Annotated in this window: 21 protein-coding genes; 11 read left to right on the top strand and 10 right to left on the bottom strand. The window is 64.7% G+C overall.

Going from position 1 to position 22,986, the window contains the following annotated elements; genetic code table 11:
- The first annotated feature begins 92 nt into the window (after nucleotides 1-92).
- The 3 genes from A9310_RS24265 to A9310_RS24275 are packed head-to-tail and all read left to right on the top strand — an operon-like array spanning nucleotide 93 to nucleotide 3,313.
- Nucleotides 93-1,547 (top strand): MFS transporter, encoded by a 1,455-nt coding sequence (locus A9310_RS24265; RefSeq protein ID WP_065632767.1) that lies wholly within the window; start codon nucleotides 93-95, stop codon nucleotides 1,545-1,547.
- Nucleotides 1,548-1,586: 39 nt separating this feature from the next.
- Nucleotides 1,587-2,759, top strand: a complete 1,173-nt coding sequence (locus tag A9310_RS24270; RefSeq protein WP_065632857.1) for a flavin reductase family protein — start codon at nucleotides 1,587-1,589, stop codon at nucleotides 2,757-2,759.
- Nucleotides 2,756-3,313: a nuclear transport factor 2 family protein gene (locus tag A9310_RS24275; RefSeq protein ID WP_065632768.1), complete on the top strand. Its 558-nt coding sequence runs from the start codon at nucleotides 2,756-2,758 to the stop codon at nucleotides 3,311-3,313. Before A9310_RS24270 ends, A9310_RS24275 begins: the two co-directional genes overlap by 4 nt.
- Nucleotides 3,314-3,335: 22 nt before the next feature.
- Here A9310_RS24275 and A9310_RS24280 read toward each other — a convergent pair whose 3' ends face one another.
- Entirely contained in the window at nucleotides 3,336-3,698 is a 363-nt protein-coding gene (locus tag A9310_RS24280) for a DoxX family protein (RefSeq protein WP_065632769.1), read from the bottom strand.
- A gap of 156 nt (nucleotides 3,699-3,854) precedes the next feature.
- On the opposite strand from A9310_RS24280, the gene A9310_RS24285 reads away from it, so the two are divergent.
- Nucleotides 3,855-4,703, top strand: coding sequence for a sigma-70 family RNA polymerase sigma factor (locus tag A9310_RS24285; RefSeq protein WP_065632770.1), 849 nt, complete (start codon nucleotides 3,855-3,857; stop codon nucleotides 4,701-4,703).
- A 30-nt stretch (nucleotides 4,704-4,733) separates the two neighbouring features.
- On the opposite strand, the gene A9310_RS24290 is transcribed toward A9310_RS24285, so the two are convergent.
- The gene (locus tag A9310_RS24290; RefSeq protein WP_254661328.1) at nucleotides 4,734-6,248 is read right to left on the bottom strand and encodes an HNH endonuclease signature motif containing protein; all 1,515 of its coding nucleotides are present in this window, start codon (nucleotides 6,246-6,248) and stop codon (nucleotides 4,734-4,736) included.
- A gap of 411 nt (nucleotides 6,249-6,659) precedes the next feature.
- Here A9310_RS24290 and A9310_RS24295 point away from each other — a divergent pair, with 411 nt between their 5' ends.
- Entirely contained in the window at nucleotides 6,660-7,328 is a 669-nt protein-coding gene (locus A9310_RS24295) for a DUF433 domain-containing protein (protein ID WP_254661329.1), read from the top strand.
- Between the two features lie 34 nt (nucleotides 7,329-7,362).
- A complete protein-coding gene (locus A9310_RS26685; RefSeq protein WP_159370525.1) occupies nucleotides 7,363-7,599 on the top strand; it encodes a hypothetical protein in 237 nt (78 codons plus the stop codon).
- A 148-nt stretch (nucleotides 7,600-7,747) separates the two neighbouring features.
- Here the strand turns inward: A9310_RS26685 and A9310_RS24300 are convergent, their stop codons facing one another.
- The 5 genes from A9310_RS24300 to A9310_RS24320 are packed head-to-tail and all read right to left on the bottom strand — an operon-like array spanning nucleotide 7,748 to nucleotide 16,613.
- Nucleotides 7,748-8,653 carry a hypothetical protein gene (locus A9310_RS24300; protein WP_065632773.1) on the bottom strand — a complete coding sequence of 302 codons (906 nt, stop codon included), beginning with the start codon at nucleotides 8,651-8,653 and terminating at the stop codon, nucleotides 7,748-7,750.
- A complete protein-coding gene (locus tag A9310_RS24305; RefSeq protein WP_065632774.1) occupies nucleotides 8,646-11,846 on the bottom strand; it encodes a type I restriction endonuclease subunit R in 3,201 nt (1,066 codons plus the stop codon). Before A9310_RS24305 ends, A9310_RS24300 begins: the two co-directional genes overlap by 8 nt.
- A gap of 60 nt (nucleotides 11,847-11,906) precedes the next feature.
- Entirely contained in the window at nucleotides 11,907-13,043 is a 1,137-nt protein-coding gene (locus A9310_RS24310) for a restriction endonuclease subunit S (RefSeq protein WP_065632775.1), read from the bottom strand.
- The gene (locus tag A9310_RS24315) at nucleotides 13,036-14,664 is read right to left on the bottom strand and encodes a class I SAM-dependent DNA methyltransferase (protein ID WP_065632776.1); all 1,629 of its coding nucleotides are present in this window, start codon (nucleotides 14,662-14,664) and stop codon (nucleotides 13,036-13,038) included. Before A9310_RS24315 ends, A9310_RS24310 begins: the two co-directional genes overlap by 8 nt.
- Before the next feature lie 56 nt (nucleotides 14,665-14,720).
- Nucleotides 14,721-16,613, bottom strand: a complete 1,893-nt coding sequence (locus A9310_RS24320; RefSeq protein WP_065632777.1) for a hypothetical protein — start codon at nucleotides 16,611-16,613, stop codon at nucleotides 14,721-14,723.
- Nucleotides 16,614-16,803: 190 nt separating this feature from the next.
- On the opposite strand from A9310_RS24320, the gene A9310_RS24325 reads away from it, so the two are divergent.
- The 5 genes from A9310_RS24325 to A9310_RS25450 all read left to right on the top strand — a co-directional run bounded on the left by A9310_RS24325 (nucleotide 16,804) and on the right by A9310_RS25450 (nucleotide 20,222).
- On the top strand, nucleotides 16,804-18,222 hold the full coding sequence (locus tag A9310_RS24325; RefSeq protein ID WP_065632778.1) for a Fis family transcriptional regulator: 1,419 nt from the start codon (nucleotides 16,804-16,806) through the stop codon (nucleotides 18,220-18,222).
- Nucleotides 18,222-18,575, top strand: coding sequence for a hypothetical protein (locus tag A9310_RS24330; RefSeq protein ID WP_065632779.1), 354 nt, complete (start codon nucleotides 18,222-18,224; stop codon nucleotides 18,573-18,575). Before A9310_RS24325 ends, A9310_RS24330 begins: the two co-directional genes overlap by 1 nt.
- A 136-nt stretch (nucleotides 18,576-18,711) precedes the next feature.
- Entirely contained in the window at nucleotides 18,712-19,095 is a 384-nt protein-coding gene (locus A9310_RS24335) for a hypothetical protein (RefSeq protein ID WP_065632780.1), read from the top strand.
- Between the two features lie 144 nt (nucleotides 19,096-19,239).
- Nucleotides 19,240-19,791, top strand: a complete 552-nt coding sequence (locus A9310_RS24340) for a hypothetical protein (RefSeq protein WP_065632781.1) — start codon at nucleotides 19,240-19,242, stop codon at nucleotides 19,789-19,791.
- A gap of 113 nt (nucleotides 19,792-19,904) precedes the next feature.
- Nucleotides 19,905-20,222 carry a hypothetical protein gene (locus A9310_RS25450; protein WP_083207517.1) on the top strand — a complete coding sequence of 106 codons (318 nt, stop codon included), beginning with the start codon at nucleotides 19,905-19,907 and terminating at the stop codon, nucleotides 20,220-20,222.
- A gap of 12 nt (nucleotides 20,223-20,234) precedes the next feature.
- On the opposite strand, the gene A9310_RS24345 is transcribed toward A9310_RS25450, so the two are convergent.
- The 3 genes from A9310_RS24345 to A9310_RS24355 form a co-directional block, all read right to left on the bottom strand.
- Nucleotides 20,235-20,501 (bottom strand): hypothetical protein, encoded by a 267-nt coding sequence (locus A9310_RS24345; protein WP_065632782.1) that lies wholly within the window; start codon nucleotides 20,499-20,501, stop codon nucleotides 20,235-20,237.
- Between the two features lie 43 nt (nucleotides 20,502-20,544).
- Nucleotides 20,545-20,907: a GNAT family N-acetyltransferase gene (locus A9310_RS24350; protein WP_065632783.1), complete on the bottom strand. Its 363-nt coding sequence runs from the start codon at nucleotides 20,905-20,907 to the stop codon at nucleotides 20,545-20,547.
- Nucleotides 20,908-21,008: 101 nt separating this feature from the next.
- Nucleotides 21,009-22,811, bottom strand: a complete 1,803-nt coding sequence (locus A9310_RS24355) for an acetyl/propionyl/methylcrotonyl-CoA carboxylase subunit alpha (protein WP_065632784.1) — start codon at nucleotides 22,809-22,811, stop codon at nucleotides 21,009-21,011.
- Nucleotides 22,812-22,986 lie beyond the last annotated feature (175 nt).

Here is a 22,986-nt window from a genome sequence, read left to right on the forward strand (position 1 = left end):
CCTCGTATCCCCGTAGGGACGGGTGGCCATAACGTCGTTGCCAGCCCCCGACAGCCCGGCGTCTTCGCACCCTGCCAGTCCAAGGAAACCCAATGAGCCTCAGAGAACCCGCGGTGACGACGCCGTCGTCGCCGACCGCCCCCGATCGACGAATCGACTTCGGCCGCATGTCGAGACGGGCCTGGATCGTCACCGGCATGCTCGTGCTGTTCCAGATCATCGCCTTCGCCGACAAGGCGGTGCTCGGCCTGGTCTCGGCCGACGCGATGCCCGAACTCGGCTTGACCGCAACCGAATTCGGATTCATCGGCAGTGCCTTCTTCTTCCTGTACGCGATCGTCTCGGTCGTCACCGGGTTCCTGGCGTCGAAGATCTCGGTGAAGTGGATCCTGTTCGCGATGGGCGTCACCTGGGCGGTGCTGCAATTCCCGATGCTGCTCGGCGGCGGCGCCGCCATCCTGCTGGTGACGCGGACCATTCTCGGCGGCGCCGAGGGGCCCGCGACGGCCATGTCGCTCACCTCCGCGCACACCTGGTTCTCGCCCACCCGTCGTGCGCTGCCGTCGAACCTGATCGCAGCCGGCTCCACGCTGGGACCTGTCTTCGCGGCGCCGCTGCTGGCCTGGGTCATCGCCGTGTGGGGTTGGCGCTGGGCGTTCGGTGTTCTCGGCATCATCGGCCTGGTGTGGGTGATCGCCTGGTGGGCGATCGGCGCGGACGGTCCCTACCGTCCCAAGAAGGCCTCGTCGCCGGAAGAGCCGGCACTCGACACCGACGAGACGGTTGCCGATGCGAAGGAGGTCGCGACCTCCGCGGTCGACGAGCAGAAGCCGGTCAAGATCTGGCGTGCGCTGCTGAGCCTGGCGTTCATCTCCGCCGTGATCGGCGGGGCGTCGAACTTCTGGGTGCAGGGCTTCCTGACGACCTGGCTGCCCCAGTACCTGGGCACCGTGGTCGGGCTGTCGCTCGGTGAGGTCGGTGCGGTGACCACCGTGCCGTGGGTGGTCGGCGCGCTCGTCCTGCTCGGACTGGGTGCGCTCGGGCACCGGTTGCTGCACCGGGGGAGTTCGGCACATCGGGCGATCGCCGTCCCGTTCGGCTGCGCCGCGGTCCTGGCCGGGTTGTGCTTCATCGCCATCCAGGCGTCGTCGGGGATCACCGCGGTCGCGCTGCTGTGCCTCGCCGGTGGATGCAGCCTGGCGTTACCGATGACCGCCACCGCGATCGGTTATGCGGTCGGCGCTCGGCAGCGACCGATCCTCATGGCCACCCTCGGAGGCGTGGCGTCGTTCGGCGCGGTCATCTCGCCGATCCTGGTCGGCTGGCTCATGACCGACGCGGGGTATGTGTCGCCGCCGAAGGGTGAGAAGCCCAGCGCGGAGATGGCCGACAACATGGCGGCCGGCGTGCACCAGGCGTTCACGATCACCGGCATCGTCCTGCTGGTCGGCGGCGCACTGTGCATCGCCTTCCTCCGGCCGGAGCGACTCGGTGCCATTCTGCAGAAGCGTTACGTCAAGGAGCCGGTCGAGGCCCGGTCCGCCTGAGTGCCCGACCACCGCGACGATTCGATCCCAGGAGAAGACATGTCCGACAACGTGATCAGTGCTATCGACCCAGGCATCTTCCGAAATGTGATGGGGCACTATCCCACCGGCGTGGTCGTGGTGACGGGACGCGGTGACGACAGCTCCGTGCTGGCCATGGTCGTCGGGACTTTCAGTTCGGTGTCGATGGACCCGCCGTTGGTGTCCTTCATGCCGATGAAGACCTCGCGCACCTTCGAGAAGATGCGGGCCTGCGAGTCGCTGTGCATCAACATCCTCGGCGGTGAACAGGAGGACGTCGTCCTCACCATCGCGCAGCGCTGGGAGGACAAGCTCGCGGGTATCGACTGGTTTCCCTCGCCGTCGGGCGATCCGGTTCTCGCGGATTCGGTGGCCTGGATCGACACCCGCATCAGCAACGTCGTCGAAGCGGGTGATCACTGGATAACGCTCTGTGAGGTGCGGGATCTGGCCGTGACCAACCCGGTGTCGCCGCTGATCTTCTTCCAGGGTGGCTACGGCAGTTTCGTGTCGACGTCCCTGATGGCCCGAATGGACCACGAGATCCTGCCGACGATCCATGCCGCACACGCGGCGCGTCCGCAGGTGGAGGCATTGGCGACGTCCGTCGGCTGCGAGGTGTCGGTCCTCACCTCGGTCAGCCGCGACGAGATGGCCGTCGTGTTGTCGGCCACCGCGCCGGGCGTCGACCGTGAGGAAGGCCTCGCGTACCGCATCCCGATGGTGCCGCCCATCGGGGACACGTACGTGTTCGACCAGGACGACGAGACCCGGGAGCGGTGGCTGGCGAAGCTCCGGCATGCCGATGATGATGTGCGACAGGTACATCGCGACCGTCTCGACTTCGTGCGGCGGCACGGTTACCTGGTGTCCTTCCTGCCCGATGCCTCGTCGACGGCGTACGAGGAGATGCGGGAGGCGACGAAATCCTATGAGCGGGGCCGGTTGACGCCTTCGCAGGAGCGCGAGATCTGCGAGTCCATCGGGAAGTCGGCCGTGGACTATCGCCTTCGCGAGGTGCGACCCGATCAGACCTATGACGTCGGTTCCGTCGTCCTGCCGATCCGGGAGGCACGCGGCGGATACTCGATGACGCTCCGGTTGTCGCAGTTGCCGCTGGGCGTGAACGGCTCTGAGGTCGAGGCCTGGATCTCGGAGGCGCGTGCGGTGGTCGAGGTGCTTGGCCGATGAGCGACGACGATGCCAGGATCTCGGCGCTCGTCGCGCGGGTCGAGACCCTGGAGGCCGAAGCCGAGATCCGGCGAATCCAGGCTCGATACATGTTCCTCTGTGACACCCCGTGTCCCGAACCCGGTCTCGCCGACGACGCCGAGCGCATCGAGCGCATCCTGGACCTCTACACCGACGACGCGGTGTGGGAGGGCGTCGGCGAGTACTACGACGGACAGTTCGGGCGTGCGGAGGGCAAACAGGCCATCCGCGAACACTTCCAGCGCTTCTGGAGTGCGAAGCGACACCCGGCACTGGTGCTCAACGCGCACTACCTGACGTCGGAGCAGATCCACGTCGACGGCGATGACGCCGAGGGACAGTGGATTCACATGCAACCGTGGCTCTTCGGCGACGGGACAGCGCTGTTGCGGTCGAGTCGGCTGAACAACGCCTTTCGCAAGGACGACGGCCGGTGGCGGATCACCCGTACCCGCACCGAGAACGTCTTCATCGCGCCGCTTCCCGACGGATTCGCCGAAAGCTACCCGTCGGGGTCGGTGTTGATGGGCTGAGGCGTTCGACGCCGGTGACGGGTCACGCGCCTGTGGTCAGTCGGATCATGTAGACCGTAGCCGCCACGCCGAGGAGCAGGAAGGCGCCCGGGAACGCGATGTTGTAGCAGACGCGGGCCCGCACATGGGCGATGACCGCGCCGACGAAGAACAGAGTGAGCCCGGTTCCGGCGGCGACGCCGATCCAGGGTTCGATCGTCAACCCGAGGACAAGCCCTGCTGCTCCGGCGGCCTTGAGTGTCGCGAGGTGGGGCAGGAACCGAGGTGGGACGTGGACCTCGGCCGAATTTGCCAGCACGAACTCGGCTCGGGCGAAGTCGGCGATGGCGATACCGGCATTGGCCACGATGCAGATGATCGTGGCGACGAACAGGGCGGTGGTCATCGCCGGGGGCCCTTCGCCGGTCGGGTTCCGCCGCGCGGTGGCCGGGTCGGTACGGTCGACATGTGTCCTCCTCTGAGGTGGGTTGTCGGATGGTCGGATGTGAGTGTGGTGCTCTCACCCGTTCCGACGTCCCGCTCCACGAGAAGGTGACATCCGGTGGTACCGACATCAGAATTCGAAGATCTACGACCGCAGCTGACGGCCATGGCGTTCCGGATGCTCGGCTCTATTCACGACGCCGAGGACGCCGTGCAGAGCACGTGGCTCAACTCGGTGCGTGTCGACGGCACCGAGATCCGCAACCCTGCCGCATGGTTGACGACAACACTCACCCGGGTGTGTCTCGATCAGTTGCGCGCCCGCGGCAGACGTCGGGAAGATCCGCTGTTCGCCGACGCTCTCCCGGCGGAGGCTGTCGCGGCCGACGAGCTCTACCTGCAGCGCGAGAACGTGTCGCGCGCGCTGATGGTGGTCCTCGATCGGTTGACGCCGTCGCAACGCGTGGCCTATGTGCTGCATGACCTCTTTGCGGTGCCGTTCGGCGAGGTCGCAACGGTTCTCGGCACCAGCGTGGACGGTGCGAAGAAGCATGCGAGCCGGGCACGCGGCCGGATCGCGTCTTCGCGGTTGAACTCCGAGCTGGACCCTGAACTGCCGTCGGGTGATGCGTCCCTGGTCGTCGACGCCTTTCTGGCCGCGGCGCGCGGCGGCAGTCTTGATGCGATGGTCGCGCTGTTGGCCGAGAATTGCATCCGTGTCGCCGACCGGTCACTGGTACCGCCGGACACACCGACCGTGGTCCGGGGCGCCCGGGCGGTCGCGGAGGAGACCCGGTTGTTCGTCGATCGCATCCGGGCGAGTACACCGATGTGGCTGGGAGGTCGGATGGTTCATGTGATCGCACCGGGCGGTCACCCGCTCGCCGTCATCGACATCGCCGTGAAGGGTGGGCGAGTCGTGCGGATCGACATTCGTCGCATGACGTCACCCGCCGTGTCCAGGTAGTCCTGACCGGCGATGTGGCCTCTGCGGTGTTCAGAAGGGCGGCGGGTTGGCGTCGTTCCAGCGCTTCTCGGCGCGTTGGTGGCGTCGGAAGTCGTTGTCGCGCTGCTTGGTGAGTCGGTCGCGGGCGGGGTGATCGGGTGACCGTCTGGGGAAGAGCTTGTTGAACAGGTCGCGTCCGCTGAAGGCGTTGCCGACGAACATGTGCCCGGTGGGGGTGGTGAACCAGGCGGTGCGGGACTCGTCTTGGTGGTCCTGCCAGCTGGTGAAGGTCTTGATGCGGTGATGGAACCGGCACAGCGGTTTGAGGTTGCGCGCATCGGTCGGGCCACCGCGACGCGGGTCGGTGTGATCGAAGGGTTCGGTGTGGTCGAGATCGATCTGCCAGACCGGGGCGTTGCAGCCGGGGAAGGTGCAGCACAGTTCGCCGGCGCGCACCAGCGCCTGGAGCTTCTTCGAGGGGGTGTATCGCGTTGTCGAACTGTCCGCGTCGGGAGCCGGTGAACCGTCGGGTGCGTCGGGTGCGGGATGGATGTAGGTGCGGCGGGCTTCGGCGAGGAGTGTTCGGGCGGTGTCGGCGTCGATGATGCCGTGGCGGTCGAGGAAAGCGGGGTCGTTGTCGAGACCGAACAGGGTCGACAGGTTCACCACGATGTGAAAGGTCGCGCGCGGCGCCAGCGATGACGACGGCGACGCGTCCGGACCCGGAGGGTCGGCGACAACCGTGTCGCTGTCCGGGGTGTCGGTGTCATCGTTCCCGGAGTGGCGCGCGGGTGCCTCAGTCGTGTGGTCGGCGGTGTCCACTGTCGCTGCGTCGACGTCCCCGGTGGTGTCGGCTTCAATGTCCATTGCGGCAGGTCGGCAGTCGTCGCATTCGCACGCGATAGAAGCTTCGCCCCGCGCGAGCGCTTTCAGAGCATCGACCCGGCGGTTGGCCAACTTTCGAGGGTCGCCGGCGTGGACCGCGGTGGCCATCGCCGTCAGGCGGGCGTCGAACTCGGCGGCATCAGCATGGGGCAGCGTGCCGGAGATCCGGGACTGCCCGGGTGTGAAGCGGTCGGGGGTGACGGTCACCTTGCGGTCGGATTTCACTCGCTCCTTGCGTCGGCGGATCGCGTCGGGTGCCCACTTGGCGACGATGGAATCGACCATGGCGGTGAACCGGGCCGTGGACATCGGTGCGCGGGCGAAGATCGCCTCGGCGAGATGGGCGTCGACGGTCTGCATCTCTTCGTCGTCGGTGATGAGATCGGTGCGCTTGAGAGCGATGAGGAAGCGCCGCTGGTCGATTCGACCACACGCGAGTGCGTGTCCGGTGAAGGAGAGTCGGTAGCGCAGTGCGTCGCCGGCTTCGATGAGGTTTTTCGCCTCGGCCGGTGTCACGGTGAGGGTGGCACCGACTTCGGCGATGGCCTGTTCGAGACCGTTGGGCCCGAACTGCTCGTAGGGGTTCTCGCCCGCGGCCACTCGCGCGGACAGGTGCTCGAAGGCTTCGATGGAGTCGAGTTCGCCGCTGTGCGTCTCGGCGCGCCGCTGGGCGTAGTCCATCTCGCGTTCATCGTGAATGAGGCTGGCAACGACCATCATTCGATGCGCGGACGCCGCCGCCAGGCCGGCGCAGTGATTCAAGACCTCGATGAGTTCAGAAGCGGAGAGTTCATGGTCGGGACGAAAGCGTGGCTCGACCGACTCCTGTGATGGGTCCACCGATGTGGTGGATCCGGCCCCCGCCCCCGATGACATACCAACATCGTACTCGAACAGGAGTTCGAGTCAAGTGTTGATTTTTAACTCTCTCAGACTCTCGTCGAATGAAATCACGACGCACCGACAGGTCAGAGGGTCCTCACAATGCGTAACGTTGGTGTGCAGACTCCACGGAGCTGCTCACGGTGCCATCATGGTGTGGCTACAATCGACAACTCGTAGTCCAGGGTCAGGCGGGAGGTAGAACGCAGCGTGACCACCATCGGCGATCCTCGCTTTGATGCAGGCATTCTCACTATGAGCGACGCGGCTCGCTATCTGGCCATCAGCCAGCAGACGTTTCACCGGTGGGCGAAAGGCTACGACCGTGGGGAACCGCTTCTACATGTGGTGGACGCGCCACAGCGAAAAGCGAACGTGTCCTTCATCGCCCTGACCGAGGCATACGTACTCGACGCCCTTCGCAGCGCAGGCGTTCACGTTCGCAAGATCCGTCCCGCGCTCGAGCAGCTGCAACGGGACTTCGGCCGTGACTACGTGCTGACAGCGCCGAACCTGGCCACAGACGGTGTTGATGTCCTGTGGGACTTCGCCAAGACCCGAGCCGGTGCCGGGCTCATCGAAGCGCGATCCGGGCAGAATGTCATCCGCGAGATCGTCCAGGACTACATCTCATATGTCAGTTGGGACGGTGAGCATCCGAACCGCCTACAACTACGCGAATGGGAGCCGGAGAAGGTCATCGTCGACCCAGACGTTGCGTTCGGGCAGCCGCGGTTCGGAGCATCAGGACCTCGCCTAGCGGACGTCGCTGCAATGCTGAAAGCCGGAGAGGACGGCGAGGTCGTTGCCGAGGAGTTCGACATCTCGAGATCCCAGGTTCGAACCGCCGCCCGCGTCCTCCTGGGCCGCACCGCCTGAGTTCTATCTGAACGAGAACATCGCCGGCAGGACCTTGCGGCGATCGATCGAAGAGCTCGGCTATATCGTCCATACTCCGGCTGCGGTGTACGGAACTCGCGCGGCAGCCGAGGGGACGCCGGATGAACGCTGGCTCCGTGATGTCGGCCGGAACGGGTGGGCGGCAATAGGTCGGGACACCACAATTCTCGTCACGCCTTCGGAATTGCAGGCCTACAAGCGCGCTCGCATCCACCTGTTCCTGTTTCACGGTCAGGCAACCAGGCAGTAGCTGATTGATGCCCTCCACGCGAACCTGCGCGACATGTGTACGCACTGCATGAGCGGCACCCCGTCCGTGTGGCGCGTCTTCGGAGGCCCGCGCCCGCGTCTCGAGCAGCTGATGTAGCGAGTTGTGCCTGGGTCGTGCGAACTCGCTGTCAGCGGTGTCCGTGTGGAAGGCCGATGCGGATCAGTCGTGGGTCTTGCGTGATCTCGCGTACCTCGAACGACGGGTCGATCTCCTCGGTGAAACGGTCGACGACCAGAGAACCGTTGCTGTCGAAACCGATTCGGTGGTGGGTCAGCCTGGTTGTGAACTTCCAGACGGCCATCTCCTCGATGTCGGTGGTGACCGAGTCTTCACACCGGACGCATTCGAGTGCTGTGTCGCTGTCCGGGTCGTCGGTGTGTTCGTCGCACGGCTCTCGGTCTGWGGTGACGAGATATCCGGGGGTCCACAGTGAGCCATCGGTCGGAGGCCATTCGACCGAGTACCACTCGCCAGGGGCGATGCCGTACGTGCTGGCGGCTTCGTCGAGGGCGATCTTGCGGTCGGCTTCGGTCCATACGACCCGGGGCGGAATCGCCACGTCTTCGATGGGATCGATTCCGGCGTAGTCGGCGGGATCGCCGAGCAGTTCGGTATCGGTGGCATCCTGCTGACTTGCCGGACCACCTGAGCGGTGCGAGTCGAGCGTCGCTGCTTCGGCTGTCGCCGCGTCGATCTCGGCTGCGAGATACGCAGCGGAGTTCATCCGCTCATGAACCGATTTCGCTGGGATCCGCGAGACGAGCTCGTCGATCACTGCCTGGTCGGCGGCGTACAGCACTTCGGAAACCTGGCGCAGAGCGGTTTTTCCATCCTGCACCGGGATTTCGGACGCCTTGGAGTCCCACGTTTTGATGGCGATCTGATCGCGCCGATCAAGCATGTCCGACACGAGCGAACTGATGTCGTCTGCGGACGTCGTGTCAGGGAGGAGCGACAGCTCCCTCAGATCGGAGATGACACGCGTGAATCGATCGCGTGCATCAGAGGACCAATCGATCCAGTGCTCAGTCATCGTCGTCTCCCGGGGCGTTCTCTGCTGCGAACCTAGGTGCCATCATCTCCATCTGCTCGAACACCGTGGTGATGGCGGCCGGCTGCTTGTCCGGCGGGTATTTGTACTTGACCAGCAAGCGTTTGATGGAGGACCGCAGTTTCGCGCGCACGTCGTCGCGGACGGTCCAGTCGAATTTGGTGTCGCGCTGCATGATCCGGACCAACTCGCGCGCAATCTGGGCGAGGACTTCGTCGCCCTGGAACTCGACCGCCGACTCGTTCTTCGCAACGGCGTCGTAGAAGGCGAGTTCGTCCTCGCTCAGAGCGGGTGAGAAGCGTTCACCGCGGCTTCCCTCCGCCGCCACTTCTTTGGCCATCGCGATGAGCTCGGCGATGACTTCGGCGGAGGTGATCTGTTGGTTGGTGTAGCGCTTCATCAGATCGGTGATCCGCTCGGAGAAGTCACGCTGCCGAACGACGTTGTTCCGCGTTGCACGCGCAGATTCCTCGGTCAGGGTCGCGCGAAGCGCTTCGATCGCCAGATGCGGGTTGGTGGCGGCCTTGGCCTTGGTCTCGAAGTCGGGCCCGAGGTCGGACAACGGCGGCTTGGGAAGTCCTGCCGCGTCGTAGATGTCGACGATCTCACCGCTCGCGGTGGAGCGCGCCACCAACGACGACAGCAGGCGTTTGATCTCCTCCGGAACCGGGCGACCTTCGGCCTGCCGGTCGGCGGCGTCGAACTTGCCCATCCAGACGCGGACTTCTTCGTAGAACTGGACCGTCGGCCGCAACTCGCCGAGCGACTTCTCTCCACCGGCTAGTGCCCAGGCTCTTGCGAGATGGGCGGAGAGGGAGCGGTAGCGTCCGCCGAGAGTCTCCTCGTCTTCGGACCCTGCGTTGCCCGGGGTTTCGGGCGAGCGCAGGTACTCGGTCAAGCCGATGGCCGCTTTCATCCACCCGCGGTCGGGGTCCTTGGCCTTGCTTCGCCAGTCGTATCCGGAGCACACGTCATCGAGTTGTGCGAGCAGCTGCTGGGTGAGTGCGACCGCCTCGTCGATGTTCCGGCCGACCGGTTGCTGTGCCTGGTCGGTCTCGGTGTACTCGGCGAGTGCCTTGTGCAGGTTGTCGGCCAGGGGAGCGTACGCGACGAGCAGGCCGGACGGCTTTCCTCGAAAGGTCCGGTTCACTCGTGCCAAGGTCTGCATGAGCAGGGCGCCCTTGAGTGGGCGGTCGAGATACAGCGTGTGCAATGGCGGGGCGTCGAACCCGGTGAGCATCATGTCCTTGACGATGACGATCTGCAGTTCGTCGTCGGGGTCCTTCAGGCGCTTCTGGATGATCTTGTTCTGTGCATCTCGCCGAACGTGTTTAGCGACTAGGCCCTGGTCCTTGGCGCTGCCGGAGTAGACGACCTTGATGACTCCTCGGTCGACGGCGTCGTCGTGCCACTCCGGGCGGAGTGTGACGATCTCCTCGTAGAGCCGGGCGGCGATGTCGCGGGTTGCGGTGACGATGAACGCCTTACCGGGCGTCGAGATGAAGGTCTCCATGGACGCCGACCGACCGCCCCAGTGGTCGACGATGTTGGCAGCGAGCGCCTTCACACGTTCAGGGGCGCCGTACACCGCGTTGATGACGGCCACGGACTTCTCGATCTGGGCGCGTTCGGCGTCGTCGAGGCCGCGGGTCGCCTCGTCGGCGGCGCGGTCGAGATCGTCCTCGGTCACGTCCTCGGTGAGGCCGACCCGGATCAGTCGCGGCTCGAAGTAGACCGGCACGGTGGCGCCGTCGTCGACCGCCCGGGTGAGGTCGTAGATGTCGATGTAGGGGCCGAAGACTTCTCGAGTGTTGCGTTCGGCGAACGAGATCGGTGTACCGGTGAACGCGATCAGGGTCGCGTGCGGCACCGCATCGGCGAGATGTCGGGCATAACCGTCGAGGTCGTCGTAGTGACTGCGGTGCGCCTCGTCGACGACGACGATCACGTTGCGACGATCGGTCAACAGCGGGTGGTCGGCGCCGGCCTCGCGCTCGGCCTGTGTGCGACTGAACTTCTGCAGGGTGGTGAAGTAGATGCCGCCGGTTGTCCGGTTGGTCAGCTCGTCGCGGAGTTGCTCTCGCGACGTGACTTTCACTGGCGATTCGTCGAGGAGTTCGGACCGGTTGAAGGTCTCGAACAACTGGCCGTCGAGTTCGCGTCGGTCGGTGACCACGATGATCGTCGGGTTCTTGAGCTTCGGCTGACGTGCCACGAGGTGGGCGTAGAGCTCCATCTCCATGGACTTGCCCGATCCCTGGGTGTGCCACACGACGCCGGCCTTGCCGTTGCTCTCCGCAGCAGCGACGGTATTACCAACAGCCTTGGTGACCGCGAAGTATTGATGCGGCTTCGCGATTCGCTTCAGGTAGCCGTCGGCGCCGGCGTCGAAGGCCGTGAAGTTCCGCTGGATCTGCAGGAATCGTTCGGGATTGAAGACACCGTCGATCAGGTACTCGAGTTCGAGTCCCATCTTCTCGGGGTCGGTCGGGTGGCCCGACGCGATGGGCTTGCCGTCATCGTCGACGTTCCACGGTGCGAAGTGTTCGAGAGGTGTGAACGGCGTGCCGTATCGGGCGGTGATCACATCGCTGATCACCGACACGACCGCGAACCGGAACACCATCGGGAACTCGCGCAAGTAGGTCTGGAGCTGAGCGTGGGCGGACGCCAGGTCCGCCTGCGCCGAACCGGCTTGTTTGAGTTCGAAGAACGCGACCGGCAGGCCGTTGAGGTACAGCACCACATCGAAACGACGCTGATGCTCTGAGTTGCGCACGGTCACCTGCTGGACCGCGAGCATCTCGTTGTCTTCGGGGCGGGCGCCGATCAGGCGGATAGTAGGTGTCTGCTCGAGGCCTTCGTGATCGACGTAGGAGATACCGCGGAATCCCTTGACGAAAATCTCGTGTAGGCGATGGTTCTCGGCGAGCGGGTCTCCTGACTCAGAAGCCAGAATGGCCGCCCTCGCCTGAACGAGATACTCGTAGGGCACATCGGGATTCAGCTCGCGCATCTTGGTGAGAAGCCGTCCGGGTAGGACGATGTCGTCCCACGACGTCCGGCCGTCCTCGGTGCCGGGCGCGATCTCGGAACCGTGCGTGGGCTGCCATTCCTGATCGGCCAGCCACTCGAGTGCCAACGTCTCCCACTCGGATTCGAGAAATACGCTCACTTGGTGATCCTTTGACTGTGTTCTTGGGTGGGTGACACTGGCCTGTATGCGGTCTTGGTGTCAGACTATGTCTTCGATGTTGCCCTCGATGTCCATGACGGTCACCTTGCCGGACATCAGGAGGGGGATCAATTGGTCGCGGGTGTGTGCTAGTCGTCGGGATTGGTCACGTAGAGACCTCGCAAGCTCGAACTGACGCTCAAGTTGTTCCGCGAGCGGTTCGCTCGCCGAGCCAGACGGAACCCTCACCTGCTGGTCATATGCTTCATCGCGATTGAGACCCGGTACCGCCGAGTCGGAGTTGAGCTCATTTAGCCTGGCCTTTCGAAGCGCGTAGTACAAGATATATGGCGACACGCCAGCCTTTGGGACTACGTAGTAGGTGGTATCGATCGGGAAGTGCGACCCATCGGCCCAATGAAGCGCACCGACTGTGCCCTTTCTTCCGATTACTATCCCGGGGCCATCGACCAGGGCAGTGTTGTGGGTTCCCACTACGCCTCCACTGCCGTAGACCAGAACGTTGCCACTCGATCTCTTTGTTGCCGGGAGCGCTTTACCGTACGCAATGCTTGCTACTGAACGGATTCTGTCTGGCGATATAGTCGACGCTCTCTGCTCGACGGCAACCTCGCCGAGGCTGTCAAGGACTTGTAGTGTTCGCGTATTTGCCGCAATCTTCCCATCGAGCGCGCGTAGAACATCGGCGATGGACTTTTGCGTTGGCACGCTTGGTATGTCGATCTCGAATTCGTGAATTCTCTGAGGGCTGGTGTGCCGGACTGTTGTTCCTGTCGCAGTCGACAGGATGAACTGGCGAAAATCCTGCAAACGCAACCGGTAACCGAGATAATCCGTGTTGATGTCAGTGTTCGGCAACTTAACAACCCGGCCGATCCGCTGGTTGTGTAGATAGATCCGGCCGCCAGGTACGAACGCTGGCGCCCCGAGAGTGTCACCTGCCTTGCTGAGGTCGGTCATAGAGAGAATGAGGTCCCCAGGGTCAAGTTCAAATTCTCCGGAGTATATCCCTGCGAAAGTCTTGGCCCTGTTTGCTTCCTTAAAGCCACCGCCGATCTCGAAGTTTCCTGGCGTGACCACCACAGGCAGTTCCGGGTCCTCCGAAAACTCCTTGCCGGAAAACGCGTAGCCGTGCTTGACGCGGATGAGATCACCGAGGTGCGCATGCCTAGCCATCGAGCCGCCCAATCTGCTGACGCACAATCTTGTCCAAGCGCGCCGACTCGGCGAGCGCCGCACACAGTTCGCTCTTGAGTCGCTCAAGTTTGTCGTCGATGGCCTCACCGTCGTCCTCGACTTCAGCGGCTCCCACGTACCGCCCCGGCGCCAGGGCGTAGCCTGCAGTCTTGATCTCCTCGAGCGACGCAGACTTGCAGAACCCCGGGACGTCCTCGTACTCGATGCCCTTCCTCGCGGCCGACGCCGACCCACGCCATGCATGGAACGTGTCGCCGATTTTGACGATCTCTTTATCGGTCAAGGCGCGTTCGGCGCGCTCGACCATGAATCCCTTCTCCCTCGAAGCGTCGATGAACAGTATCTGGCCGCTTCGATCGATGGATCCTTGTTTGCCTTTCGCCTTGTCTTTCGCGAAGAACCACAAACACACCGGGATTGCGGTGCTGCGGAAGAGCTGCGTGGGTAATGCGATCATGCATGACACCAAGTCTGCGTCAACGATCTGGGCGCGAATCTCGCCCTCCCCGTTGCTATTCGACGTCATCGAGCCGTTGGCGAGCACCACGCCCGCCTTACCGCCCGGGGCAAGCTTCGACAAAATATGCTGCAGCCACGCGTAGTTGGCGTTCTTTGCCGGTGGAACGCCATATCTCCAACGAGGGTCCTCCTCATTGCGCGACCAGACTTTGACGTTGAATGGTGGGTTGGCCATTACATAATCCATCTGGAGATCGGCATGCTGATCCCGGGCGAACGTGTCGCCCCACCGGGCCCCGAGACCATTGTTGTCGATCCCGTGGATCGCGAGGTTCATCTTCGCCATCCGCCAGGTCTCCTCGATGGCCTCCTGGCCATAGACCGAGACCTGCTTCGGGTCGCCGTCGTGCTCGTAGATGAACTGTTCGGTCTGCACGAACATGCCACCCGACCCGCAACACGGGTCGTACACGCGTCCCTTCGACGGCTCGAGGACCTCGACGATCACCCGGACGACGCTGCGCGGGGTGAAGAACTCTCCGCCCCTCTTGCCTTCCGCGCGAGCGAAGTTGCCTAGGAAGTACTCGTAGACCTCACCCATCAGGTCGCGGGCCTTGTGCTCGCCCTGGCGGCTGAACCGGGCGCTGTTGAACAGGTCAACGAGCTCGCCCAGGCGACGCTGATCGATGTTGTCGCGGTTGTAGATTCGCGGAAGCGTGCCGGCAAGCGACTTGTTGGCGGCGATGACCGCGTCCATCGCCTCGTCAATCAATTGGCCGATGTTCTTGTCTGGCGAACCGTCGTCGGAGGCGAGACCCTTGGCGTTGTCCGCCAGAAATGACCAGCGTGCGATCGGCGGGACCACGAAGACCCCGGCACCCTGGTACTCGCCGGCGTCGTCGATGACATCGGCTATCTGCGACTCGTCGAAACCGTCATCGGCCAGTTCGCGTCGGATGTCTTCTCGGCGTTCGTCGTACGCATCCGAGACGTACTTGAGGAAGACCAGCCCCAGGATCACGTCCTTGTACTGACTCGCCGACAGCGACCCGCGGAGCTTGTCCGCCGCTTTCCACAGTGTGTCCTTGAGCTCTTTCATCGTCGACGGAGCCGACGGCTCTGCCTTGCGCCTCGCGGCCATTGGTGGTTCCTCTCTATCGAAGCTGCGGTTGGGACAGGGGAGCGGTCATCGACCACTCATCCCCGCCCCGCCGTTGTCCTCACGGCTGTTATGCCCGGTGTGGTTTCGGTGGTGTCAAGGGAGATGTCGCCGGCGGCGACGCCATCGATGAGCGCGACGGTCAGTTCTCTGGCGGCCGCCACCTTTCGCTCGACGGCGCGCTGGTAGTCCGCGACGTCGGCGAGAGCTCGTTCGAGTTGGTCGGACTCGGTAGAGGTGAGCCCGGGTACACGCCAGGTCTGCCACTCGGAGCCGGGTTCGCATCGCGAGTTGATGATCGCCGCGAGCGTGTGGGGACCGAGCGGCGCCCGCGGGTCGATTCGCAGGAGCTTCGCTGGAGCCTTCACCAGCGACCCGCCCACGTTGTCGATGACCGCGTGCGGGACCGGCTTCTCGACGAACACGATGTCGCCCGGATCGGTTCGTCGGGCGCGTGGATAGCGTTGCGCCGCATCGAACGGATCGAAGCGTAGCGTTCCTTCCGGCAAGACAATCACCGTTCCATGTGGGTCGGCATCCGACTCGTCGAAGCGGTTTCCCGAGCGCACCGTGATGAGTTTGCTCTCCTGTAACTCGGCTAGCGACTGATCGTGCGTCCGGAACCGTCCGGACGCTGCCTTGATGAGCACGTCCACCGTGCGTGCGGGAGTCGACGTCTGCAGCGTGGCGTGGTGGACACGGTCAGCGTGGTCGGCGAGCGCGCGGGATCGGAGGCGCGGCGCACTGGTCCCGCGGGGAACGACCGTGCCGCTTCCCCGGATCGCGATCAATTCGCGCGACCGAAAATACCGGTGGGCGCGCCGGGCATCCCGGTCGAGGATCGCGGTGACGTCGCTGGCGAGGTCGCCCAGGTCGTCGACGGAGAACCTGTCCAGGTCGGCAGTGCCGATGAGGTCCGAATCCGTCCCGCCCCGACAGATCCACAAAGCCTGGCTTTGCCGATGTGCCTCGCGCCAGAGACCGCGCGGAAGGCGTAGTGCCGCAACGACACTGCCGATCTTGAGCGTCTCGGATCGGCGGATCTGCAAGTCGCCGGCGAGGTGATCGGTGAGCGCGGCCGCAGGTGCCATGACCACCGCGACGTCGCCGTCCCGCAGATCGAGAAGGAGTGCATCCACAGCTTCCAGCACATCGCACACCTCGGACCCGATGAGCGAGGCGACACCTGCGCCGCGTGCCTGTACGGCGGTGCTCACGTCGACTCTCGCGATCGCCGCTCGCCGCCGGAGATCCCGGGCCTCGCTGTCGGTGCCCCGGACGACCAGCTCCGACGCCAGGTCGGCGCACGCGAGCGCCAGGGTCGGGTCGCCGGCCGGGACGATAGACACATCTGCGTCGAGGTGCACCACTGCGGCGCCGACAACTCCGCGGACGAGACCCAGAGCGTCGGGGGTCAGGTCGCGTACGCCGCGTGCTCTGCCCAACCGTCCTCGCTCCAGACGCGTCAGCGCATCAGGTGTGCCCAGGGAGGCGTCGACGAGCTGCTCGGTGAACCGCACCGAATCCGATGTTGCCGTGAACGCGTCGATTTCGCGTCGGATCAGTTGATCGTCAGGGTCGACTCGCGCGGCCGCAGTGGTCAGTTCGCCGTGTGATGCATCCGCGAAGTCGACTCCTGACAACGCGTACAGAGCCAGTAGGCAAACGACATCGTCGAACCGGACGTGCTCCGGCACTGCCAGAGCGTCGACGTCCAGATGTTGTTCGGCGCGGTTCTTGCCACGACCCGTTCGGTCGAGCCACTCCACGATCTCGGTGCGGTCGAAATGTTCGATGCCACCGATCGTCGAGACCGCAGTAGGGAAGGGGAACGACTCGCCGCGCACGATCGGGCGTTTGCGCCACTGGCTGACTGCCGGCCGCGTTACTCTCGCCAGGTCGGCGATGTCCTGCATCGTCAGTGTGGTCATTGCGGTCACCTCCTCGCCCTTGTCGACTGCTCATCGTTTCTCGGAGAACACTACCCAGCCGGCACTTGTACAAGGTTCGTCTCACTGTTAAGGCGGCTTAACAGTGACATGTTATCGGCAGACTTCGGCCCTGGCGCAGTCTGTGTTCGGCAGCCGATCCCCTTGGTCGGCCAGACCGGGAGGAGCTGAAATGACCGAACCGAAAGCACCCGCACACTTTGATGAACTGGCCGCAGCCGTCGTCATCGAAGGGGTGACACTCCGAGACAAAGACGTTGTCCGCGAAGCGCAGCGATGGACCACCGGCGAACGAGGGCCGATCGTCGAAGACCAGGCGACCCTCGTCGAGGCGGACCTCGAAGATTTCGTTGCCAAGGCGATCACCATTGGTTCTCACGCCCTGTCGGCGACCGGCGACGCCCAGGAATCGCGTGCGCTCGAGCGCATGATCACCGAACTCGGTGAGAGGGCTGCGTCGTCGACGGCAGAGGCCGCTTCGATGACCGACCGCAGCGTGAAAGCCGCGTCGGAGGCCGTCAGCAAGGCTGCCGCGGAAGCGCAGAAGAACCTTCGCGAAGCCGACGAGGCAACTCGCAAGTCACTCTCGGACGCCATTGCACTGATGCGCCGCGAGACCGAAGCCGAACTCAAACGGCTGTTCGGAGGTACCGACCCGGAGGTCGTCGACCGCTTCGCGCCACTGCTCGAACGTTTTGCCGCGAACCTCGACAAACGAGCCGCCGAGAACACCAGCGAACTGCTCGCCAAGGCGGCCAAACAGTTCGATCCTGCCGACCCGACATCTCCCATGGCCAAGCACACCGCAGACCTCGCCAAGCGTCAGGACGCTCTGACTGCCCAACTCGCAGAACAGCACTCGGCGGTGGCCCGTCGGCTCGACGAGGTGGTCACGGCGTTGAAGGTAGCCGAGGCGAAAGCGTCGGTGAGCAAGGTGTCCCCGATCAAGGGGAGCACCTACGAGGCCGAGATCCATCAGGTTCTCCACCAGGTCGCCGCCGGCCTCGGGGATGAGTACCTCGAAACCGGTGCCGTCGTCGGCTCGGTCGTTCGCTGCAAGAAGGGCGACGGCGTGCTGGTCGTCGACGGCGGAGGCGCGCGCGTCGTCGTCGAGGTGACCGACTCGAAGCGGGATCATTGGGGGGCGTACTTCGACGAAGCTGAACGAAACCGGAACGCCACTGCCGCGATCGGCCTGGTCCGGTCCGTGGAACAGAACTGCGGTGAGACGATCCGCGTGCTCGGTCGGCGTCGAATCGTGCTCGCTTTCGACCCGACTGCCGATGACCCCGACCTCATGCGTGCGGTCGTCATGCTCCTGCGGACCGCATCCCTGGCTGCGGCCACCAGGTCGGGCGCGCAGGAGATCAACACCGCGGAGGAGAAGATCACCGCCGCAGTCAAACAACTCGAAAAGATCGACGAGATCAAGAAGTCTGCCGGTGCGATCGCGAACAACGTGCGCAAGATCGAGAGCACCTGCGGGGCTGTCTACTCGGCCATCGACCGACTGCTGGCCGACGCCCTGAACGCGCTGGCGGGCGTGGATTCTGACGACTCGGCAATCGCCACCGAACGCGGCGTCGCGTGATGCCGGAGCCTGTCCGACTTCCCGACGCGATGGCGCCTCCGGCCGTTGACTGTTCCGTCAACACAGGGTGGTATCCGCTTCTGGTCCGTCTCCATCGTCAACTCACCGCCGTCACCGACGATTTCACCTACGTGCAGATCAAGGAGAAGTTCGGGGTCCTGCGCTGCTACGTGAACTACGGAGACTCGGTCGACGAATTCACCCGCGGTGTCTGCGAGCTCCTGATCGACGCCAGCGTGGAGGAGTCCAGCACGATCTGCGAACTGTGTGGCCGGCGCGGACGAATCCGAACGGGCATCGCCCGCGTCCGTACCGCATGCGAGTCGTGCTTCCGAGGAGTCGACATGCAGTAGGCATCCATCGGCTGTCGGGCGACCAGACGATTTCCTGGTCGGCCCTGTCAATCACCCGGGTGAATTCCGTCCGACACGCACACGTGCGCTGTGTCCGCGGCGTCACCTGGAACATCGCTACACAAGGAGAATTGAAATGCGCAAGATCATCCGCACGGCTCTCATCGGCGCCGGAGCCATCATCCCCGCGCTCGCACTCGCGGTCCCTGCCGAGGCCGTGATCACCGACCAGTACGACCGCGTGAAGACCGTATTCTGTTCGTCCGAGCGGTACGGCAACGACGTCGAATACGACAACGGCAACCGCCACTACGATCAGCGGGTCCAGCTCTCGGAGCGGAACAACAGACTCTGGTGCGGATCGTCGAGCTTCACCGAGTACAAGGAGTACGGCCAGTACATCTCGGCAGACATCCAGAACGACAACGCGAGCTACGTGTACTGCGCGATCTGGATCAACGGGCAGATCGCTGAACGCGACGAGGACCGCTCCGAGTACGGCGCTTGGGCCATGTGCTGATCGAAGCCTGCTCGACCGGGGCGCCCTTGTCTGGACGTGTAGTCCGTCCGTACCAATTTGAGCCGCGGGCCATCCGTTGAGCGCGCTGTCCGTATCGAGCCGTGGGACGATGCCGTGTCTGTCGGTACTGAGAAAGGGTCGCACATGCGTCGGATCGTGCTGGGAATCATCGGGATCGCCGCTCTGGGTGTGATCACAGGGTGTGCGGAGGAGCAGGCGCCTGCGCCGGAGACGGTGACCGCAACCGTCACCGCCACTCAGGCCACCAGCTCCACGACCGCGGTCTCCACCGGTGCCGCCGCATACTCGTCGGGGACCAGTGCTGAAGCGAGTGCCGACGTCGATGCGATCCGGTCTGTGAAGCTGGAGTTCTACAGCGGGGACAAAGTGGGAGACAAGATGATCCAGCTCAATCGACGCGGCGGTACGAGCTTCCCGGGAGTGAGCTGGACGTCGCGGTCGGAGGACGGCGACCTCGAGTCGGATGACTGTGCGGTGGTGATCGATGTGACCGGTCCAGGCGATGTCGATGAACGGTACCGGAGCGATGAATGCAGCGGCGGGCGGACGTTCAGCCAGATGCCATCGATCACCGTACCGGGCGACTACCGGATCACGGTGTCGGTGACCCCGCCCATTGGTGGACAGCCGATCGTGGCCACAGAGACGATCAAGGTGATCGGAGTCGGACAGTGAGGTGGGACAATTCACCGGTCCGGAGGACAGACCTGCTTGATCTTGCACCGTAGATTTCGTCCAATGCGTGGAGTCTTCGATCCGCGCACTTCGCGCATCGGAAGGGATGACCAATGAGAAAACGATTGACCGCCACGATGGTTGCGAGCGCTGCGGCACTGACACTCGCGGTGGGCGGAGCAAGTGAAGCATCCGCAGCGCCGACCCAGTGCACCAAGGGTGGGGGCTTCACCTACTCAGATGCGTTGTGCAAGGGCGGAAACGGTTCGTACCAGGCATATGCGGTCTGCTTCAACACAGTCAACCCCAAGCTGTTCGGGAAGAAGTTCGTGCAGAGTTCGTGGCAGAAGGCGAGAAGCGGTAAGACGGCCCGAGTGTGGTGCCCCGCGCCGTATGCCGTCGAGAGCCGTGGCATCGGGTTGCGTAACTGAGTGCACCGCGATCTATAGCCGCTCGGCGCGCACCGGAACCCGATCCCAACGGATCGCGATCCGATCGGGATCGGCCCGGTCCACGACGACCGGGATCGACTGACCAGACCGCGGGCATCGTTTCGCCTGCACGGTGCAGTCGAAGGTGACCAACCTCCCCGTCAGCTGTGGGGCGGTCACGGTGCCGATGATCCGCGCCGAATAGTAGGCGGACTCCACTGCGGTCTCTGGTTGGGCGCACACCTTGACGCGAAGCATCCCCGGCACGGGGTCGGTCATGCGCCGAATGCGCCACCACGTCGCCAGGCCCATGATGCCGCTCTCAGCGAACAACGCGCGAGAGCGGTTGCTCGACAACCAGACCGAGCGCATTCTCGGCAAACCTCGAGACCGGCCCGACGGCGGTGTCGAGCGCCTCGTCGTAGCCGTCGCGGGCCTGGCCCCACAGGCGGCCCGACGAGCCGTTCGGCGTGACCCCGATCAGGGCGATGAGCTCACCGGTGGTGGGGATGCAGATCGCCCAGACGAATCGTGTCTCCGACTCCCAGTCACGCTGCGCCGCAGCGACGAACGCGGCGGGGTCGTCGACCTCGAGATGAGACAACGCCGGGACGTCGGTGATCCGCTCGTCCGCACGAAGCGCACGCAGATACCACGTCCCGGCGTTGATCTCGACTGGTTGCATTGCCTTGTTGTACGCCCGCCCTTCGAGGCTCGTCGCTTGCGCTCCTCGCACCTCAGGGAGCAGGGGCGCTCGCACCTCAGGCAGCGAGGGAGCGGTGTGTCTTACTTCAGCTCGAGCAGCACCGTGCCCTGGGTGACGGCAGCGCCGGCCTCGATGGTGAGGCCGGTGACGACGCCGTCCTTGTGGGCGGTGACCGGGTTCTCCATCTTCATGGCCTCGAGGACGACGACCAGATCGCCGGCGGCGACCTCCTGGCCCTCCTCGACGGCGACCTTGACGACGGTGCCCTGCATCGGAGCGGCCACGGCGTCGCCGGAAACGGCTGCGCCGCCACCCTTTTTGCGCGAACGTGCCTTCGGCTTCTTGCGGACGACGCCGTTGGCCGAGCCACCACCGCCACCGAGGGCGAGATCGCCGGGCAGCGACACCTCGACGCGACGGCCGCCGACCTCGACGACGACGTTCTGCCGCGGGGCGGCCTCGTCGTCTTCGATGGGCTCGCCGCCGGTGTACGGCTCGATCGGGTTGTCCCAATCGGTCTCGATCCACTTGGTGTAGACGTCGAACTTCTCGCCGTCGCCGATGAAGGCGGGATTGGAGACGATGTGCCGGTGGAACGGGATGACCGTCGCCAGGCCCTCGACCTCGAACTCGGCGAGCGCACGACGCGAACGCTCCAGCGCCTGCTCGCGGGTCTCGCCGGTGACGATCAGCTTGGCCAGCATCGAGTCGAACTGGCCGCCGATGACGTCGCCCTCGACGACGCCGGAGTCGACGCGGACGCCGGGGCCGGTCGGCTCCTTGTAGACCGAGATCGGCCCCGGGGCGGGCAGGAAGTTGCGGCCGGCGTCCTCACCGTTGATGCGGAACTCGAAGGCGTGGCCGCGCGGGGTCGGGTCCTCGGTGAACTCCAGCTTCTCGCCGTTGGCGATGCGGAACTGCTGACGCACGAGGTCGATGCCCGCGGTCTCCTCGGTGACCGGGTGCTCCACCTGCAGGCGGGTGTTGACCTCGAGGAACGAGACCAGCCCGTCGCTGCCGACCAGGAACTCGACCGTGCCGGCGCCGTAGTAGCCGGCCTCGCGGCAGATGGCCTTGGCGGACTCGTGGATCTTGGTGCGCTGCTCGTCGGTCAGGAACGGGGCCGGGGCCTCCTCGACCAGCTTCTGGAATCGACGCTGCAGCGAGCAGTCGCGGGTGCCGGCGACGATGACGTTGCCGTGCTGGTCGGCGATGACCTGGGCCTCTACGTGGCGGGCCTTGTCGAGGTAGCGCTCGACGAAGCACTCGCCGCGACCGAACGCCGCGACGGCCTCGCGGGTGGCCGACTCGAAAAGGTGCGGGATCTCCTCGATCGTGTACGCGACCTTCATGCCACGTCCACCGCCGCCGAATGCCGCCTTGATGGCGACCGGCACGCCGTGCTCCTGGGCGAAGGCGACGACCTCGTCGGCGTCCTTCACCGGATCCTTGGTGCCGGGGGCCATCGGTGCGTCGGCCTTGAGCGCGATGTGGCGCGCGGTCACCTTGTCGCCGAGGTCACGGATCGACTGCGGGGACGGACCGATCCAGATCAGCCCGGCGTCGATGACGGCCTGCGCGAAGTCGCCGTTCTCCGACAGGAAGCCGTAACCCGGGTGGATCGCGTCGGCTCCGGACTTCTTGGCCGCGTCGAGGATCTTGTCGAAGACCAGGTACGACTCCGCCGATGTCTGCCCGCCCAGTGCGAAAGCCTCGTCGGCGAGTTTGACGAACAGTGCGTTCGCGTCGGGCTCGGCGTAGACCGCGACGCTCGCGATGCCTGCATCCCGGGCGGCGCGGATCACGCGGACAGCGATTTCGCCACGGTTGGCGATGAGGACCTTGCTGATTGCGGACGGAGTGTTCGCAGAGGTACTGGGCACTTGTTCTCCTGGGCCTTACTCGTACTCAGGTGCACGACGCGGTAGCGCACGCGACACGTTGGGCGGACGTCGGTCAAGTCTGGCGGCCCGCCGTCACCGGCCGGGATGCGGACGGCGAGGGCGATGCGACACCTTCGCGGTGCAGGTGTCGCGACCTTCCGGGCAATACCCTAGC

Origin of the sequence: Gordonia sp. UCD-TK1 (genome assembly GCF_001691435.1) — a bacterium.
GTDB lineage: Bacteria > Actinomycetota > Actinomycetes > Mycobacteriales > Mycobacteriaceae > Gordonia > Gordonia hongkongensis.

Excerpts from the sequence above, each read along its gene's own strand:
- A9310_RS24265 (WP_065632767.1), top strand. The coding sequence starts at position 93 with ATGAGCCTCAGAGAACCCGCGGTGACGACGCCGTCGTCGCCGACCGCC.
- A9310_RS24270 (WP_065632857.1), top strand. The coding sequence starts at position 1,587 with ATGTCCGACAACGTGATCAGTGCTATCGACCCAGGCATCTTCCGAAAT.
- A9310_RS24275 (WP_065632768.1), top strand. The coding sequence starts at position 2,756 with ATGAGCGACGACGATGCCAGGATCTCGGCGCTCGTCGCGCGGGTCGAG.
- A9310_RS24280 (WP_065632769.1), bottom strand. The coding sequence starts at position 3,698 with ATGACCACCGCCCTGTTCGTCGCCACGATCATCTGCATCGTGGCCAAT.
- A9310_RS24290 (WP_254661328.1), bottom strand. The coding sequence starts at position 6,248 with ATGGACTACGCCCAGCGGCGCGCCGAGACGCACAGCGGCGAACTCGAC.
- A9310_RS24310 (WP_065632775.1), bottom strand. The coding sequence starts at position 13,043 with ATGGCTAGGCATGCGCACCTCGGTGATCTCATCCGCGTCAAGCACGGC.
- A9310_RS24315 (WP_065632776.1), bottom strand. The coding sequence starts at position 14,664 with ATGGCCGCGAGGCGCAAGGCAGAGCCGTCGGCTCCGTCGACGATGAAA.
- A9310_RS24320 (WP_065632777.1), bottom strand. The coding sequence starts at position 16,613 with ATGACCACACTGACGATGCAGGACATCGCCGACCTGGCGAGAGTAACG.
- A9310_RS24325 (WP_065632778.1), top strand. The coding sequence starts at position 16,804 with ATGACCGAACCGAAAGCACCCGCACACTTTGATGAACTGGCCGCAGCC.
- A9310_RS24330 (WP_065632779.1), top strand. The coding sequence starts at position 18,222 with ATGCCGGAGCCTGTCCGACTTCCCGACGCGATGGCGCCTCCGGCCGTT.
- A9310_RS24335 (WP_065632780.1), top strand. The coding sequence starts at position 18,712 with ATGCGCAAGATCATCCGCACGGCTCTCATCGGCGCCGGAGCCATCATC.
- A9310_RS24340 (WP_065632781.1), top strand. The coding sequence starts at position 19,240 with ATGCGTCGGATCGTGCTGGGAATCATCGGGATCGCCGCTCTGGGTGTG.
- A9310_RS25450 (WP_083207517.1), top strand. The coding sequence starts at position 19,905 with ATGAGAAAACGATTGACCGCCACGATGGTTGCGAGCGCTGCGGCACTG.
- A9310_RS24345 (WP_065632782.1), bottom strand. The coding sequence starts at position 20,501 with ATGACCGACCCCGTGCCGGGGATGCTTCGCGTCAAGGTGTGCGCCCAA.
- A9310_RS24350 (WP_065632783.1), bottom strand. The coding sequence starts at position 20,907 with ATGCAACCAGTCGAGATCAACGCCGGGACGTGGTATCTGCGTGCGCTT.